A 16,296-nucleotide genomic window follows, 5' to 3' on the forward strand; every position below is an offset into this window, starting at 1 on the left:
AGGTGGGCATGGTACGTGCCAACGTTATGAACGACACAAAAAGCCCCAAGCTAATCGGAAGCAATGCGCGAATCCAATACGCGTATACAACGGCCATAGGCGTGGTCAGTTCGTGTATACGCTTGCTATAGGCGGTTCTTATAAGCGCCATAGAAACATTGGGATCACCAATCCGAGGCATCCCATCATATAGAAAGCTTATGGGACCTCTCTTTTGTATCCAGCCGGGCTTCTCTGCAGTCACTATGTTGTAAAACTTCCAAACTGAATACATATAGGCGCCGACAACTGGAAATAGCAGAATTATTAAGAGTGCCATCGTGGTCTGAATCATTACTCCCCCATTCTTGATTCACCTATGTCCATTCCAGGTTGCGGAAGCGGACGTTCGTAAGTTAGTCAGGTGTCCGCCGGCTCATCCCAATACAATTCGATCCTGTCTTCTTCGATGATTAGTCTGCCTGTGACATCGACGACCTCCTCAGCGTTGATGACCGGCCGAGGAAATTCCTTCTTCTCCGCCTGAGAAATCTCACGCCAGTCACGCTTAGCGATTGCGATCGCCTTCTCAAGCGCTTCGTAGGGGCTTTTCGCTACGACGAAACCGCTCAGATCAAATCCTAGGACACTTTCGCCATGGACGAATCCGTCTCCACGACCTAAAACCTGCCAAGTTTTCATCAAGCACGTGTCCCTTCGATCATTAAACAGCAATGTCTGGTCTGGCTCGGAGGCGGGCGCCCCGCTATAGGCCAATCACCTGCCCATAGAGGTCGAGGTGTACCCAAATGTTTCCCTTCTGGTAGCTATCCTTGGCGCCAGAGCCGCCCGAGGCTGGATAAGGGACGGGGAAATAACACTCGGCCTCCGAGAGCTCCCCAATGCGTTTAACTAACTGCTCGTAGCGAGCGACACCAAAGAAGTCGTTCAGCACACCTTCGTTCTTTAGGAAGTCGTCCTTGAATGCCTGCACCGAATCTAGCTTGAGCTCAATGAATTCAGGTCGCTCAGTGGCGATCACAGCCAAATTTGACTGCGCTTCGCTGCAGACAAATAGGTGGCCAAAGGCAGAGTGACCAAAGATCAGAGGGTATTTGGGCACCCTTTTGGCCCACCGAGGCGCTTTATGGTCAAAGCGAACCGGCTCAAATAACTCAAACATGCAATCCCCTGGCAATCCGCCCATATCCCCGGAACAGATTACGTCAAATCTATCGAAAGATCCGCTATGGGTCGGGAGCAGACCTTAAGGTCCTTGTTAATCGGCCCGACGAACTAGGACCAGTTCTTCGTTGTCTTCTGGGTAGTGCACAAGCCCGCCGAAATCCGTATCGATCATTGCGCCGGTGCCTAGGTATTCCCAATCCTCGCCACCTGGCAAATAGCTTTTGTCATCGATGGCCGCGATCACTACTCCATGATACCGACCATCAATCTCGACTACGTCTCCCGCGAGAACCCGCTGACCATCTGCGTACTTCACTGTCGACCTCCGTGCGACCCTTCGGCAATGCGACGATGTCCGCCACGGGTCGAAAGCGGCCCCACTCAATAAGGGGCCGAAACAATTTTCGCCGAAATCGCAGAATTGGGGTTGGATTCCTTTAAAAGGAATCCGCCCCTTTTGTTAGAACCTCGTAAATCATGTTTCTTGCGGTAATGGGCCGTGCTAGATTAATCGTTGCACGACAATACCCGTGCACCGGATAGCATCCCCGTCCAGGGATTGGCGCTTTGCAGCGATCCTGGAGGGCTTATGCAGCACGTGCAGAATGCTTCTCACGCAGCGCCGGTCAACGATTCCACGGCAGTGCCCGAACTCACGCCTGACCGGCTTCTTCAGCTTGGCATGGGTTTCTGGGCTTCCAGGACCATGCTTTCCGCCGTTGATCTTGGTGTGTTTACCCATCTGGTGGGCGGCGGCACCGCGAAGCAACTCGAGGCGACCATCGGTTTGCATTCGAGATCGTCACGCGATTTTTTAGACGCTCTGGTTGCCCTGGGAGCCATTGAACGTGATGGCGAAACGTATCGAAACGCACCAGATGCCGATCTTTTTCTCGACAAGGCGAAACCAAGCTACGTCGGCGGTCTGCTGGAAATGGTGAGTGCGCGTCTCTATGCCAAGTGGGGCTCACTGACCGAAGCGCTTCGCACCGGCGAGCCGATGAATGAGGCAAAGCACGAAGGATCTCCCTTTGATGAGCTTTATCGCGACGAAGCATCGTTGCGCAGTTTTCTTCAGGCGATGACGGGCGTCAGCCTAGGGGCAGCGAAGGCTATCGCGGAAAAATTCCCGTGGAAGGACTACCGCACGTTCATCGATATCGGTGCAGCTCAAGGCGCCTGTCCGGTGCAGATTGCACTTGCTCACCCGCACTTGAGCGGCGGTGGCTTCGACCTGCCCGTGGTCGCGCCCGTCTTTGAAGACTACGTGGCATCGCATGGGCTTCAGGATAGGCTGCGTTTCTATCCGGGCGACTTCTTCAAAGACCCATGCCCAACGGCGGATGTGCTGATCATGGGGCACATCCTTCATGACTGGGATCTCGAACAAAAGAAAGCGCTACTGGCGAAGTGTCACGATGCCCTTCCGCCCGGCGGGTCCCTGATCGTCTACGACGCGATCATCGACGATGATCGCAAGAAAAACGCCTTTGGCCTTTTGATGAGCCTGAATATGCTCATCGAAACACCCGGTGGCTTCGACTATACCGGCGCCGATTGTTGCCAATGGATGAAGAACGCCGGTTTTCGCGACATGCGCGTCGAACCGCTGCTTGGTCCGGATTCCATGGTGATTGGCGTCAAGTAAAGTGCAGCCGCTTTTGGCTGCCTGGCCGTTCGTTCAAGCGTGGAGAGCGAGATAACTGGCAACACCCGCAGTCGTGCATGTTTCGCATGACTGTTATCTACGTTGTCGTTGCCGTCTCCCTAGGGGTGGTCATGAGGCACTGGCGGCCAATCGCTGTAGCCGTACATGGACACCTCAAAAGCGGGGCCAGATTCATTTCCTGAGTGGAGAACGTGAACCCATCCAATCTGACCCCTTTTTGCTAGTGCTCTTAGGTCTTCGAAACGCGATCGAGCAAATCCGAAAAGCTAAGTTCACCAGAGATCAGATTCTTCTCTAAAGCATCTACTTCCGACAAGGTTAAAAGCCCATCTACGGACAAAACGCAATGGATGCTCAACCGCGAAAAAAGCTTGTTTATCTCACCAATAATATGGTCTCTAAACATCACCTTTGCTCTCTCCTCCCTTAGACGGCGGTAGACGTCAAAGAACTCGGTCGAATTGTCCATAGACCAATCTCTATAGTTCCATCCCCACTGATACGTCACGATAGACTTAAAAATGCTAATCATCCGATTGTACTTTCGGTGATCAAATCTTGCTTCGATTAGACCAGACTGCATATCTTTCTGGAAAAAAGCAGGACCGAAACCATCAAAACGTTCAAGTCTTTTAAGCGTTCTTAGATAACTCCTACGCCCCCCTAGGCAGCGCGGAATGTCCACATTCCACAAGGACGAGCCAACTGCCCGCCGAAACCTTGGACCACCCCAGAGTGCGCGATCCTTACGAGGAACAAATTGAACGGCCAACCCAAAAATCCTGACCATACGCCGGGAAGTGACGCTATGAAGAAACACGCTTCCATCTTCGCATGGCAAAATTTCAAACAGCGCCCTACCCTCCCATGCGATGCGTTTCGCGAGGTCATTAATGGCTCTGCAAACAGTATCCGCGTCCAATCCATAAGTGTGTTCGGACATTCCTTGAAGTATATGAATAGCCCGAGCGCGCTCAGCTTCTGAACCCTCAAATTTAACAGTCCGATTCTTTGATCCTTTGTGAAAGCCATAGGGCATCAAATCCACGATATCTTCCGTGAACATATGGACATTCAGTGTTGGCCCTGTGTACTTCGCTTGATCGCTGCGAAAAAACCGAACAAACGCCGGTTTTCTCGTTAGCTCAGATTGACGATTCACCTTCACCCACCTCATTGCTACTTTCGCTGGACACATCCGACAACAAATCTTCTCGTTTGCTACGAATGTCTAAGGCATCGGCCCCTTTTAGGCCTTTGAGGTAGCAAGCAACAAAAATATCTACTCCGTCGTAGCGCGCCATCGTCGCATCAGCGGCGATAACCCGAACTAGCGCACTCGGATGTTTAATGTGCTTACTATCTCTTCGGCCCCAAGGATGGCTACGCGCACCATCGTCCGGGAAGCGAAGATCAAGATTCTGATCAACCAATCTTCTCCAAGTAGTCCGCAATATATCTCTAGGAAGCCTACCCAAACCCGATTCCGAGACGCCAACTAGCGCGCACAACCATCCAACACGAGACTCATCGCTACTTTCCACCTTCAAGTAGTCATCCCATGTCGTTCTCACCACTGCCCATAGCTTATCGTCATCATGCAGTTGAGAATGCAAGAGTGCGTAGCCACTGATGTCCATTAAGTCAAAAAGTGCAGAAGCCGCAATCTTGATCTGCTGCACAAAACGCTTCCCTTGGCCGTTAGCCGGCCTTAACTTATCGAATCGCAATAGGCATCCATAAAAATAATTACGAAATAGACGACTAAAAAGCGGTGAATTCGAGCTAATCAATGCTCGCAAAGATGCCTCTCCCGTCATCAGAAGAAATTGTCCACAATAGTCAGGGAGGCTTTCGGGCCTTTCTTCAAATGCAAGGTCGCATATTTGCTTCGCCATAAGTTCAATAGTGGCATTCTTGGCAGACACAAGGCGAGCGTTCACCTCATTGATATCAAATTCTGGCCAAGGTAACCCCGTAAGCTTACGTTCGCGAATAACCTCATTCCAAGCATTAGTCCAAACCAGACTTTGGCGCTCCACCTTATTCCAATATTCCCATTGACGACTACTAAAAGCAGCGGCCAACCAACGAGACTGATCATTGTTTAGCTTGGAAATAAGACGACTATAAAGATCTCCGGCTTGATCGACTAATACTGCAACACTTTTTACAAACGCTTCTGACTCGGGCCTCATAACCAAATCAGCCTGATACCAAATCGGCGTCACGACTTCACCTTCTATGGCATCCTCAAAAGCGAGCCTTGGTGCAAGCCACTCCAATTGTTCTACTGAATACGCAGCAAAGCCTTGCCTATACAAGGAAGCCGCACTATACCAGTCAATCTCCCCCAACCTATCAACAATATCTCTGCGACTAAGCGCCTGTATGCGCTGACGAACCTCCAATGCAAAAGATATCGGTAGCGCCGCAATAGAATCAGAGACAGCTAACTTTAATCGAGTTTGCTGCGAGTCAAGGCCACTAGCTGGGGCCGCCACTAAGGCATCGACCATCAGTTCGGCGACGCTCCTAATTCTTTCAAATCCAACTTCGATGCAGCCTGCTCGAACTAAAATCTTTGCGTAAAACTGTACGTGCTCGATAACCGAAATAACGTTCGCCCATCTACCAGCAGCCGCATTAGCCTTCAGACATTCATCAATAATTTTATGAAGCCTATCATCCAACCATTGCCTATCACCCTTCGAATCGGGACTTATAGTGGTCCCCGTTTCAATAGCGATTGATAAATGGTGATCCCCTGTTCGATACCAATCCTGATGTATGTATACCTGTTCAAACCATTTACTATCCGTAGGAATCTTGCGTTTCTCTAAGCAATAGAATACAGCGAACTTGGTAGTATCTTTAATCAGATCTACCATCGGCGCACCATTCAGGTGAGCCTCCTTTGCCGTCATATCAACCAGCGTTTCCAAAGTTTCCAATGTTCTACTTGCTTGCTTATAAGCGTGGTACTGAAATGATGGGTCCTGCCATCTATAGCCATCAGCAACTACCAAGCGCAATGCATCTCGAAGTTCCTCAAATATGTGAGAGGAGAGCTTCGTAGGATCAAATAAATTAAATACCCGCTGACCGAGTCGAACGAAAGCAAAAACGCCGAATCCAGCCGAAATTGCCACGACTAAGATTGCGGTGTGATTAACCCTTAACCCCGAAAGCCTCAAAGCAATCAGCAGTAGGCATAGAACTGTAAGAAACGATAGTAAGCGAATGTATAGATTTCCATACCGTTCTTGTGCCAAAAGATTTCGTAAATCATTAGGAACATGTGCATAGATGGCACCGCCAACAGACGCTATGGCTGCGTAGTACAGACCGATGAATACGCCACCAATGCTGCCAATAGCGGCAAGGAACGTAACGTAATCAGAACTGGAAGGCATTACCAAGCCAAGGGATTTGATTGACTCTAGATTTTTCAGGTAATGACTTACGTACGGATCTACTGCCGTTATCACAACACTGGCGATTAGCGCCATCAGGAACGCCCCCTTTGCTACCGACAATAGAGCCGATAGAGACCGAGAGTCACTTACCCCACTTTTAAAGCCTTTAACAAAACGATAGTTTTTGGTTCTCAACCAAAACCGAAAGTTTTCGACAACTTTCCTGCATGACCAGTAAAAGCGAAATTGAGCCACTTGGAGGAAAAAGACTGGTTTCATTCGTATGCTCTAACTTCTGGTTTGACTTTGTCTTTGCTGCGCCGACTAACCATTGCGCTATGACTAAGACCATTTCATACAAGTCGATAGTTACTTTTTCACAATCGAGTTCCACCATCCGAAATGCGCGCCTACGACGGAAACTATGGCGTATACAGACCGTAGAGCGATTGGGATTGACAGCTTAAACATGGGTGACTTCATTTCTTCGGCCTCATGAAATCCAAGGATGACATTGCGGCCGAAGGGGTCAGAGCACTTTTCTGTACGAGACTGCAACTTGATCATGCACGCATCTGCAGAATCAAACCCTTCAAATAACAGCAACCCGCGTGACCTAACGCGGATCAAATTTTCGTAGAGCTGGGGTCAGATTCCTTTAAAAGGAATCTGACCCCTTTTTTGGACCCCTTTTTTGTTGCAAGGCTTCCCCTAGGAGCGCCCCTATCCACCGAGTACCGATGCCGCAGTTTGTCAGCTCCATTATCCTAAGACCCTAGGAGCTCCCTAGGTATGGTCCAGGGTAATTTTTCCATGGCCCACACCAAGAGCCAGATAATTGAAGGCCAGCGCCTTGAACCGAGCCACACCTTCCTCGATGCCGATCTTGGGACCGTCGTCCATAGGGAACCAGATACCCGTTTCACCATGCTTAGCCTGAGAACGCACAGACCCATCCGGGTAGATATCCACCTCCAGCTCGACACCGAGGACCGTGACGATCCATTTGTCCCGTTTGACGTCGTAGTAGTGAATGGTCCCAGCTTGGGTGAAGCCGTTGTAAGACCAGACGTAGATGAGTTCGCCTTGGTGTCCGACCTGAGCCTTGAGCATTGAACAACCCCCTGTGATGAGCCATCGATGGTAGGGCCGTGGGGAGAGTGTGGAAAAACGGGGCCGGGTTCACTTCCTGAAGAGATAAAATGAACCTGACCCCGTTTTCAATTAACTACCTAGGCCCTTCGCGCACCTACGATATCCCCGATGCTCCGAACAAACGATTGAGTGTCGAGAAAGTAATTTGGGTAAGCTTTTCGTAGTCCCTTCACAGAACCACCTGTAATCAAAACTGGGTCCAGTTTTTCACCATTTCGAACCCGATCTTCCACGGCCGCGAAAAACGGGGTCAGGTTCACTTCCTGAGCAGAGAAAGCAAACCTGCTCCCGTTTTCGACTCACAAAGCAATTCCAATTGGCGGCGCAGTGACAGGCACCTGCAAGACCATGCCAGCATCCACATCACTAAGCGATGGCATGCGAGTCTTTTCAAGCACCATTTCAACGTCCACCGCAATGGCGGCAGCTCGGGTCACGGTATCGTGGTCCTCATGATTACCAGAAACTTCAGCACGAAGTTGGTTTAGTAATCGAGCCTGTAGCTCTGTAATGACTTGCACAAAGCCTGCCGTTTCATATTGCTCCATATAGCCCTTCAGATCAGGGAACATTTCCCCAACTGTCTGAATAACTTTTTCAACAGACACCAGCTCATTTTCAGAACAACCAGTCTTCAGCACTATCCAGCGAGTAACTCCATGCATCGTTATTACTCGTATTGCCTCGAAACACTTCCATGCATCGGACGAAATGTAAGGTTGTGCAGACGACGCATTATGGCGATTAAGTTCCGTCGTATCATAATCAAACACTTCAAAAACTCGCCTGAACTGTGCGCTTCGCTCCGCTTCTCGCGCGGCCTCATCAAATTTGAGGCGCCATACAAACGCACAAACGGCTCCAGCCTCGCGCAATACACGAGCGGCATCCCACACGTTATCTACAGCTAAAAGCTTCTTCTCATACAAGCACGCACTCCGATGCGACCTTGCAGCGAGCGACGCTTCGCGCACCGCAGCAGTGCTTGCAGAAAGGTCGGCCTGGGTCGCCTTCAGTTCATCCTCAGCTTTTCGGAGATCACTATTGAGCTGTGCCAATTTCACATCATATTCTGCCTTGATGGAAGTCGTCAGCCTTTCACCTATCCATTTTCGGCACAGCCAAACCAATATTCCAATCAAGAAAATCGCCGTCGCTGCCGAGCCAAGGATATTTGACAACCAACTGACCATACGTATCCCCTATGTTTTCGAACACGCGACAAGAAGCTTACATGGCCTCGAAACAGATAAAGGCTCAAAGCATTTCCCTGAACAAGTAGAATTGGGGTCGGATTCCTTTAAAAGGAATCCGACCCCTTTTTTACGTGTGGTGAGCCTAACCTTTTCGCAATCGGAACAGCGATATATCAGGCGTTCAGCGCGTAAGGAAGGGCAACAAGTGCGAACGCGTCCCTCTGCATGTACATGCGGAACACTTGCACGTCGGGTAGTCCACGAGCTTTTCGCGCAATCAGCAATTCACGAATCAGACCTAACGTCTTCGCTTCAACTTTGCACCCCAAATAAATCGACAACACGCGCGCACTGTCCAGTTCCACATGTGTGCGCGCCGCATCCGGTTTAACGACACGCCATTCCAGCTCATACCCCCAGCATCTGGCTTTGTACATTACACTGCGAAACACTTGACGATCCGAATGCTCCGCGTTGAGCAACATCGCGGGAAAATCTTTCCCGTAGACCACGGGAAAGAGCTTCATTGCTTGCCCTGCATCCCGGTTGAATGCTTGGTACTCAACTGCAACGCCTCTGTGACTCGTCCCGTAGTGCGACCACATCAACATATCGCTAGGTGTTTCGGAAAAGCACGAAAGACCAAGCCTATCCAGCGTGCCATTGAGTATTTCATTCAGTCGAGGCCAGTCCTGCGGTGCGGCCAGAAAGTTATCCGCGAACTGGTCGGCTTGATGCTCAGGTATACCAAGTCGAAACCCTGCGCCACGGATAAACCTGCGCACTTCCTCGTCTCCAGGCTGCAGCCATTCTAGACGGGAGTCAAAGGGGTCGTTGAATTGCGTGCGGCTACAGAGATATAACCGTGAGTTAACTAATGCGTCCTCCAGCTTGGCTCGCGTAGCATCCGTATCTGGAGCTATGTACCTGTAGAGATGGCGTGGAAAGTGGTCTCCGCCACCAAATTGCTTACGCTGCTCGATCGTTTGCCTAAGCCAATCACGATCCTCTAGATCAAGCATCAAAGCATCAGCAATTGCCATGGTGTCCCCCTTTTATTCTTGCAGGATCTGGAAATAACTGGTCGAAATAACGGGTCGGAACACTTTTCTATACGATGCCATGCCCCGGTCATATACGCATCTTCGAAATTGAGCCCTTCAAATAACAGCAATCCGCTTGACCTAACGCAGGTCGAGTTTTAGTTTGATCTAGTCGCTGCCAAATCAGCGACCGGGTGTGACAACCCGAAGCTACGGCGCAAAAGCGCCCACCGGCGCTTTTTCTATGCGCAAACACGCTCCCGAGCTTATGGCGGGCGTGTCGGGCAGGCTTTTGCCTGGCCGGTAACGTAGCTCCGGTTTGTCACCCCGGCACGTCCGCCGCCCGCGCTTCTGCGAGCGGCGGCTTTCCGCATCGCAAGGAGCGAATGATGAAACGACGCGCACCCGGAGCCTGGATCAGCCTCAATACCAGTTATTACGCCGCACCCGTTTGCCAGCCGATGAGCCTGCTGGATGACGCGGATCTGCTGCTTGGCAGCGCGCGCGGTATCGCGCAAAGCCTCTCCGAATTGCTATCGCAGGATGGAGAAAGTCACCCGGTCGGCTTGGCCGATGCGTTGTGGGGTGTGGCGTTGTTGGTCGAGATGGGGCAAAGCAGCGCGCAGGAGGCGAATCGGCGGATTCAGAAGCTGCGGCGGAGTCTTCGGGTTGTTGAGAAGGAGAAGGATGTTGAGGCGTAGGGGGATGGTTGTCCTCTTGGTGGCAGAGGAGCTGCATCAGCTCTAACGCCGCGCGTTGCCGCAGCAAAGTCGCTGGACCCCAGCTTTCGCTGGGGTGACGGGTACGGGGGGCGGTAAAGGGGCGGCGAGATGGTGTTGAGGGGTGGTTGCTTTGGTTTTTTCTTGCATAAAAAAACCCGCCTGATGGCGGGTTTCTTTTTTGCTGCGGGATTCCTTTGGTGGGAATCCTGAAGCTGTTGTTGGTGCCCAAGGGGGGACTCGAACCCCCACGACTTGCGTCGCTACCACCTCAAGGTAGTGCGTCTACCAATTCCGCCACCTGGGCAGGTGTCTTGCTTTTAGTGCTTGCTGGATGCCGCTGCCGGAGCCGTGGCTGCCGGTACTTCACCCTGTTTTGCTGCCGGAGCCGGCTGGGCTGCTGGCACGTCGCCGTTGCCTGCGGCCGGAGCGGTGGGCGCCGGGGTTGCTGCTTGCGGCTGGGCCGGAGCAGCGGGCTGCGCATTCTGCGCTGCGGCGGGCTTGTTGCCAAGACTTGCCATGACGCCCAGATCGTTGTTGGCCTGCTGGGCGCGGATGGTACCGCCGTTCATCTTCAAATACATGCCCATGCCGATGCTGAGCGCAAAGAACAGCGCGGCAAGCACGGCGGTGGAGCGCGAAAGGAAGTTGGCGGAGCCACGTGCGCCGAACACCGTGGCGGAGGCGCCGGCACCAAAGCCGGAACCTGCATCGGCGCCTGCGCCGCGCTGCATGAGGATCAGCACGATCATCGCGGCAGCGATCAGAATGTAGAACACGCTGAAGATGACGAACATGGTGTCTCGCGTAGGGTCTGGTGTCGCTCAGTGGGCGGCGTGGCAGATGGCGATGAAGTCGGCAGCGATCAATGCCGCGCCTCCGATCAGGCCCCCATCCACGTCCGGCTGCGCAAAAAGCTCTGCAGCATTGGCCGCTTTGACGCTGCCGCCGTAAAGCAGCCGAGTCAGACGGGCAATCATAGCATCCCCCTGGGCGAGTTGGCTACGGATGAATGCATGCACGTCCTGTGCCTGCTGCGGGGTGGCGGTGTGGCCGGTGCCGATGGCCCAGACCGGTTCGTAGGCCACCACGGCGGTGTCGAAGCTGGCTATGCCGTTCAGCGCGATCACGGCCTGCAGCTGGGCGGCGATCACGGCCTCGGTTTCGCCGGCTTCGCGCTGGGCCAGGGTCTCGCCCACGCACAGGATGGGGGTGAGGCCGGCCGCGCGGGCGGCGGCGAACTTGCGCGCCACCTGTTCGTTGCTTTCGCGGTGGTACTGGCGGCGCTCGGAGTGACCCACCAGGGTCCATTGGGCGCCGACATCGGCCACCATGGCGGCGGCCACTTCGCCGGTGTAGGCACCCTGCCCTTCGTGCTCGCTCACATCCTGGGCACCGAAGGCCAGGCCGGAGCCGGCGTGCGCCGCAGCGAGGGTGGCCAGGTAGGGAAACGGCGGGCAGACCAGTACATCCACATCGGCCGGCTTGGCTTGCACGATGTCGTGCACCAGGGCTTCGGCCATCGAGCGGCTGCCGTGCATTTTCCAGTTACCGGCGACGAGTTTCTTGCGCATGAGTGCGTCCGCTGCAAAACGAAAGCTGGCAAGCTTAACCAGCGTGCGCAGCGGACAGCAATGCGCGTTGCCGCATTTATTCATTTCACTCGATCTAAGGAAACCGCCGCATGACTCAAGCACGTCCGCTCAGCCTGATCACGGGGGCTTCTGCCGGTATCGGCGAGGCATTCGCGCGAGCGCTAGCGGCACGCGGCCACGATGTGGTGTTGACGGCGCGGCGTACCGATCGCCTGGAAACCCTGGCAGCACAGTTGCAGAGTGCGCACGGCATCAACGCCAGCGTGATCACCAACGACCTGGCCGAACCGCACGCAGTGGAACAGCTTTGCCAGACGCTGAGCGAACGCGGTTTGCAGGTGGATTGGCTGATCAACAATGCCGGCTATGGCGTGCCGGGGCGTTTCGATCAGGTGGACTGGCCGGTGCATGCCGACTTTATCCGCGTGCTGATGACCGCGCCGACCGAACTGGCCTGGCGTTTGATCCGCGGCATGCGCGAACGCCGTTACGGGCGAATCATCAACGTGGCTTCATTGGCCGGACACGTGCCGGGTACGGCGGGACATACGCTGTATGCGGCCAGCAAGGCGTACATGATCAAGTTTTCGCAATCGCTGGCGTTGGAAGGCAGCGCCGTGGGCGTGCATGCGTGTGCGTTGTGCCCGGGCTTTACCAAGTCGGAGTTTCACGATGTCACCGGCACGCGCTCGATGATGAACAAGCTGCCGGATTTCATGTGGCAAACGGCGGAACAGGTGGTGCAGGAAGGCATCGATGCAGTGGAACGCGGCGATGCGGTTTACGTCACCGGGCGTTTCAATCGCACGGTGAAGAGCTTGTTCAAGTTGATGCCGGACAGGATGGCGATGAAGGTTTCGGCGAAGCAGTCCAAGCGCTATCGGGCGCAGGAGTCGTCGAAATAATTCCCTTGCCCCACCCTCCCCCGCTCACAGGGGAGGGAGATAAGTGGGTTCGGTTCGCAAAGAATCGGCCAGCCGTCGCTCAGGGCAGCATCGGCCCTTTCGGGTGAGGATGATTCTTTTCCTTCACCTCGTTGAGCAATTCCAACACATGGGCGCGGCGCTCCTGGCGTTTGCGATCCTGCTCGGCCAATAGTTGCTGACGACGGGTGATGTGCTCAGGGTGCTGCGTGCCGGTTGCCGGATGCATGAAGCGGACGAAATATTCCGACCAGGTGCTGAGGCGCCAGGGCGAATGAGTATGGGGTGTGCCTTGGTTGTTCATGAAAGGCCTCGACCACGTGGCAGGGTTGGGTGGGCACGCTTTTGCCGGGTGGACATTCAATGTGCGCTTTGAGTTGTTAGCCGGCCGTAACGAAAGCGCAGGTGGTGTGGTTAACGATTTTGGCTCGTTGAAGGTGAGTTTGTGGCAAGTCTTTGAAGTTGCACTCCGAGTGCCCCCTCACCCCAACCCCTCTCCCCAAAGGGGAGAGGGGCTTGATCGGAATCACTGCGTGCTTGGCACCAAGACAGATGGCAAGTGGCTTTCCGGGTGCATGCGCAGCAACTGGTAGGCAACGCCGCCCAGGCCGGGCATCAGGCCGGGCACGAAAACGCCGCTGGTCATGCCGCAGTAGGGGCCGTGTTGTTCCAGGCTGCTGAACAGGTACGCCTGCATGCCGTCGCGCGTCATGCCCTGCGGTGCAACGCCGGCTGCGATCGCCTGACCCAGCAATTCCCAGGCACCCAGGTCGCCGTGGCACAGGCAGTGATTCCAGCCCAGGCCGTGGTTGGCGGTGGAATGCGCGGCGCGTTGCAGCAAGGTGCGGGTGCGCGGGTGTTGCATGCCGGGATCGAGGTCGAGATGCGCCAGGCCGATGCCGACGGAACCGTGGCACCACACGGATGAGGTTTTGGGGCCGCCGAGATCGCGCAGGTCGGTCCAGCCCTGCTCGTCTTCATCGAAGGTGGCGTCTTCGAAACAAAACGCTGCCTGCGCCATCTGTTCGAAGCGCTGCTCTCCGGTGGCGCGCGCCAGTTTGCTCAGCGCCCAGCCGATGCCGGTTACGCCATGCGAAAAACCGCCCAGTCCGGTGGGTGCCCGCTCCGTGTGTACCCACCAGACGCGGTCGCCTTCACGGTGAGCCACGTCGCATAGCTGGTGCCCGAGTTGCGCGGCAATATCGAGGTAATGCGATTCGCCGCTTTGCCTGGCCAACAGCAGCAAGGCGGGAATGGCGCCCGCTTTGCCGGTCAGCATTTCGTGCATGTCGTCGGCCGCGGCAGCATCCAGGATGCCGTCTGCCATGGCCTTGGCGCGCGGCAGTTCGTCACCGCGGTGACCATCCCATTGCGCAAGCATCAGCAGGGTCCAGATTTGCCCACCCAGCCCGATGTAGGCACCCGGCGCCGGCGGCCGGACTTTGATGTCACCGTGCACCATGCTGGCCAGGCGAGTTTCGGCCAGCCACAAGGTGTGTTGGATGTCGCGCGAAAGCACTTCGATGCCCGCCACGGGATCGGCACGGCCCGCGTGCATTTCGCGCACGTAGGCGGCGGCCAGCAAGGCGACGCCGGAAAGGCCGCCGTACAGATCCGCCGCCAACGGTTGCACCGACCAGCCGGTGACATCCAGCACCGGTGCCACCCAGGCCACACTGCCGTCTTCCCCGCGAATGGCGTTGCTCACCAGTTCTTGCACGATGTGCGCAGCGTGTTTGCGGCGACGTGCATCCAGGTCGCCATGTTGAATGGCGGATGGCTTCAGCGTGGTGCCCAGCGAGGTCCAGCCATCGTTGAGGTAGGCGCTGACCATGGTGGCGCGGATCACGTTGCGCTCGAACGCAAAGTCGGAAGCGCGCCAGTTTCGTAATGCAGCGTGTGCCAGATGTCCGGGCGGCAGCCAGCGAACTCCGCGTGAGCCGTGCAATTGGCCGTCGTGCACCAGGGTGCTGAAAAACGGAATGTCGCCGACCAGCAGATCTTCGAGCTCGCTTTCGATCACCGCGGGATCGCCCGGCGCGAGCACGATGTTGGTGGCCATCTTGGCCATCAGGTCGCGTGCGCGTTGCTTGGCTTGCGCTTCGTTGTGCAGCGATACGGGGTGCCACAGCATGCGGCCGAGTTCGGCATAGGCTTCGGTTGGCCGCACTACCACGCGAACGCGGCAATCGTCGAAGCCGCGCAGAAGATGCTGCAGTTCGCCGGCTTCGTCGAGCCGGCGCAAGGTGTCGGTGAGCCGCTCGAAACCCTCCAGTGCTTTGGGCCAGTAGGTGGCGAGTGCAGGCTCGGGGCTCGGATGGTTCTTCGCGATCGGTACGGGAAACAGCGCGGAGCCAAGGCAAGCTTCATCCGTACCAGCGTTGAGAATGACCGGTTGCGACATCATCGGCTGCTCGCCCGGCAACAGGCCGACACCGGAATAATCGATGCCGCGCCAACCCAGCGCCTGTGCGCGTCCCGGCAGCAGGCCGATGTGCAGCACGGTGCCGTTGATCAGTTCACTGGCCTTGTCCAAGGCCTGGCCGAAACCGGAAGGCGGCATCGGCGGCCTGGGCGTGAACAGTGTTTCGCAATCCACCACGACCGGCGTGCCGCGATGCGCGATCAGGTTTTCCGCATGCAGGTCGCTGGCGCCGAGAAGATGCATGATCGCCAGCAAGTAGCCGATACCGGTGTAGAAGCTGCTGAGTTCTTCGTCGCCGTTGGCATATTCGTGCTCGACGAAGGCCGACCAGCCGTAATCGCCGCGATCGATCACGCGCGGCACGTGGATGCTCAGCGGGCTGCCGTGCGCCTGGGCCAGGCCTGCGATGAAGTTCTGCAATGCCACGTCCACCGCCACGGAGCGCGGCTTGTAGACCAACCGGCCGCCGCTACAACGCAACAAGGCCACGGTGAGGCCGCCGCGATGACTGTCGCCGGCGCCGAAACTCAGCTCCTGCAATTCGCCGACGGGCATGCCGCACAGCGATGAAAGGCTGGCGCGATCGCTTGCCCAGCGCTTGGCGAAAAGATGCGAGGCGGTGCAACGATGCTCGATCAGACTTTCCACTCGCTGCATCAGCGAGGGATAGTGCTCGGTCAGCTCGTGCCAGAACTCGCGTTGCGAGGAGGCCTCGATAAAATCGTTCCACCGCTCTGCCCCATCCGCGCCTTCCAGGCGCTCCTCGACGCGCGCTGCATTCAATTCGAGTAGCAGCAGGCGAGTCAGCTTGGCGTGCAGCGCTTTGCTCAGCGAGTCCCGGGTTTGCCCCAGGATCACCTCGCGCTCGCCGGACGAAAGCTCGGGAATGAGGATGAGCTGGGTTGCCAGCCTGCCCAATGACGGCGCAAACAGGCAACCCAGTGAAGCGATGAAATTCTCAGCGATGGCGAATGACGCCACGTTC

The 16,296-nt window shown here is 55.5% G+C and carries 15 protein-coding genes and 1 tRNA gene; 3 read left to right on the plus strand and 13 right to left on the minus strand.

What is annotated here, in order from left to right:
- Positions 1-399: 399 nt before the first annotated feature.
- The 3 genes from ISS99_RS17165 to ISS99_RS17175 all read right to left on the minus strand — a co-directional run bounded on the left by ISS99_RS17165 (position 400) and on the right by ISS99_RS17175 (position 1,483).
- Positions 400-681 carry a hypothetical protein gene (locus ISS99_RS17165; protein WP_204632853.1) on the minus strand — a complete coding sequence of 94 codons (282 nt, stop codon included), beginning with the start codon at positions 679-681 and terminating at the stop codon, positions 400-402.
- A 64-nt stretch (positions 682-745) separates the two neighbouring features.
- Positions 746-1,162, minus strand: a complete 417-nt coding sequence (locus ISS99_RS17170; RefSeq protein ID WP_204632854.1) for a T6SS immunity protein Tdi1 domain-containing protein — start codon at positions 1,160-1,162, stop codon at positions 746-748.
- Between the two features lie 96 nt (positions 1,163-1,258).
- Positions 1,259-1,483: a hypothetical protein gene (locus ISS99_RS17175; protein WP_204632855.1), complete on the minus strand. Its 225-nt coding sequence runs from the start codon at positions 1,481-1,483 to the stop codon at positions 1,259-1,261.
- Positions 1,484-1,756: 273 nt separating this feature from the next.
- On the opposite strand from ISS99_RS17175, the gene ISS99_RS17180 reads away from it, so the two are divergent.
- Positions 1,757-2,815, plus strand: coding sequence for a methyltransferase (locus tag ISS99_RS17180; RefSeq protein ID WP_204632856.1), 1,059 nt, complete (start codon positions 1,757-1,759; stop codon positions 2,813-2,815).
- A 250-nt stretch (positions 2,816-3,065) separates the two neighbouring features.
- Here the strand turns inward: ISS99_RS17180 and ISS99_RS17185 are convergent, their stop codons facing one another.
- The 5 genes from ISS99_RS17185 to ISS99_RS17205 form a co-directional block, all read right to left on the minus strand.
- Positions 3,066-3,998 (minus strand): hypothetical protein, encoded by a 933-nt coding sequence (locus ISS99_RS17185; RefSeq protein WP_204632857.1) that lies wholly within the window; start codon positions 3,996-3,998, stop codon positions 3,066-3,068.
- Positions 3,982-6,534 (minus strand): hypothetical protein, encoded by a 2,553-nt coding sequence (locus tag ISS99_RS17190; RefSeq protein ID WP_204632858.1) that lies wholly within the window; start codon positions 6,532-6,534, stop codon positions 3,982-3,984. The genes ISS99_RS17185 and ISS99_RS17190 overlap by 17 nt, the downstream gene beginning before the upstream one ends.
- A gap of 507 nt (positions 6,535-7,041) precedes the next feature.
- Positions 7,042-7,368, minus strand: a complete 327-nt coding sequence (locus tag ISS99_RS17195) for a hypothetical protein (protein WP_204632859.1) — start codon at positions 7,366-7,368, stop codon at positions 7,042-7,044.
- Between the two features lie 341 nt (positions 7,369-7,709).
- Entirely contained in the window at positions 7,710-8,603 is an 894-nt protein-coding gene (locus ISS99_RS17200; RefSeq protein ID WP_204632860.1) for a hypothetical protein, read from the minus strand.
- A gap of 176 nt (positions 8,604-8,779) precedes the next feature.
- Positions 8,780-9,649 (minus strand): DUF2971 domain-containing protein, encoded by an 870-nt coding sequence (locus tag ISS99_RS17205; RefSeq protein ID WP_204632861.1) that lies wholly within the window; start codon positions 9,647-9,649, stop codon positions 8,780-8,782.
- A gap of 389 nt (positions 9,650-10,038) precedes the next feature.
- Between ISS99_RS17205 and ISS99_RS17210 the strand changes: the two genes are divergently transcribed.
- Positions 10,039-10,350 carry a hypothetical protein gene (locus ISS99_RS17210; RefSeq protein ID WP_204632862.1) on the plus strand — a complete coding sequence of 104 codons (312 nt, stop codon included), beginning with the start codon at positions 10,039-10,041 and terminating at the stop codon, positions 10,348-10,350.
- Positions 10,351-10,590: 240 nt separating this feature from the next.
- On the opposite strand, the gene ISS99_RS17215 is transcribed toward ISS99_RS17210, so the two are convergent.
- From ISS99_RS17215 to tpiA, 3 genes are all read right to left on the minus strand, one after another.
- Positions 10,591-10,675, minus strand: a tRNA-Leu gene (locus ISS99_RS17215).
- Positions 10,676-10,688: 13 nt separating this feature from the next.
- Positions 10,689-11,165 carry a preprotein translocase subunit SecG gene (gene secG, locus ISS99_RS17220; protein WP_204632863.1) on the minus strand — a complete coding sequence of 159 codons (477 nt, stop codon included), beginning with the start codon at positions 11,163-11,165 and terminating at the stop codon, positions 10,689-10,691.
- Between the two features lie 27 nt (positions 11,166-11,192).
- The gene (gene tpiA, locus ISS99_RS17225; protein WP_204632864.1) at positions 11,193-11,942 is read right to left on the minus strand and encodes a triose-phosphate isomerase; all 750 of its coding nucleotides are present in this window, start codon (positions 11,940-11,942) and stop codon (positions 11,193-11,195) included.
- 110 nt (positions 11,943-12,052) lie between these two features.
- Here tpiA and ISS99_RS17230 point away from each other — a divergent pair, with 110 nt between their 5' ends.
- Entirely contained in the window at positions 12,053-12,868 is an 816-nt protein-coding gene (locus tag ISS99_RS17230; protein WP_204632865.1) for an SDR family NAD(P)-dependent oxidoreductase, read from the plus strand.
- Between the two features lie 79 nt (positions 12,869-12,947).
- Here the strand turns inward: ISS99_RS17230 and ISS99_RS17235 are convergent, their stop codons facing one another.
- Both ISS99_RS17235 and ISS99_RS17240 read right to left on the minus strand, forming a co-directional pair.
- Complete coding sequence (locus ISS99_RS17235) at positions 12,948-13,190, minus strand: hypothetical protein (protein ID WP_204632866.1); 243 nt, start codon at positions 13,188-13,190, stop codon at positions 12,948-12,950.
- 222 nt (positions 13,191-13,412) lie between these two features.
- On the minus strand, positions 13,413-16,292 hold the full coding sequence (locus ISS99_RS17240; RefSeq protein ID WP_204632867.1) for a type 2 lanthipeptide synthetase LanM family protein: 2,880 nt from the start codon (positions 16,290-16,292) through the stop codon (positions 13,413-13,415).
- Positions 16,293-16,296: the final 4 nt, after the last annotated feature.

This window comes from Dyella mobilis (assembly GCF_016904945.1).
GTDB lineage: Bacteria > Pseudomonadota > Gammaproteobacteria > Xanthomonadales > Rhodanobacteraceae > Dyella_B > Dyella_B mobilis.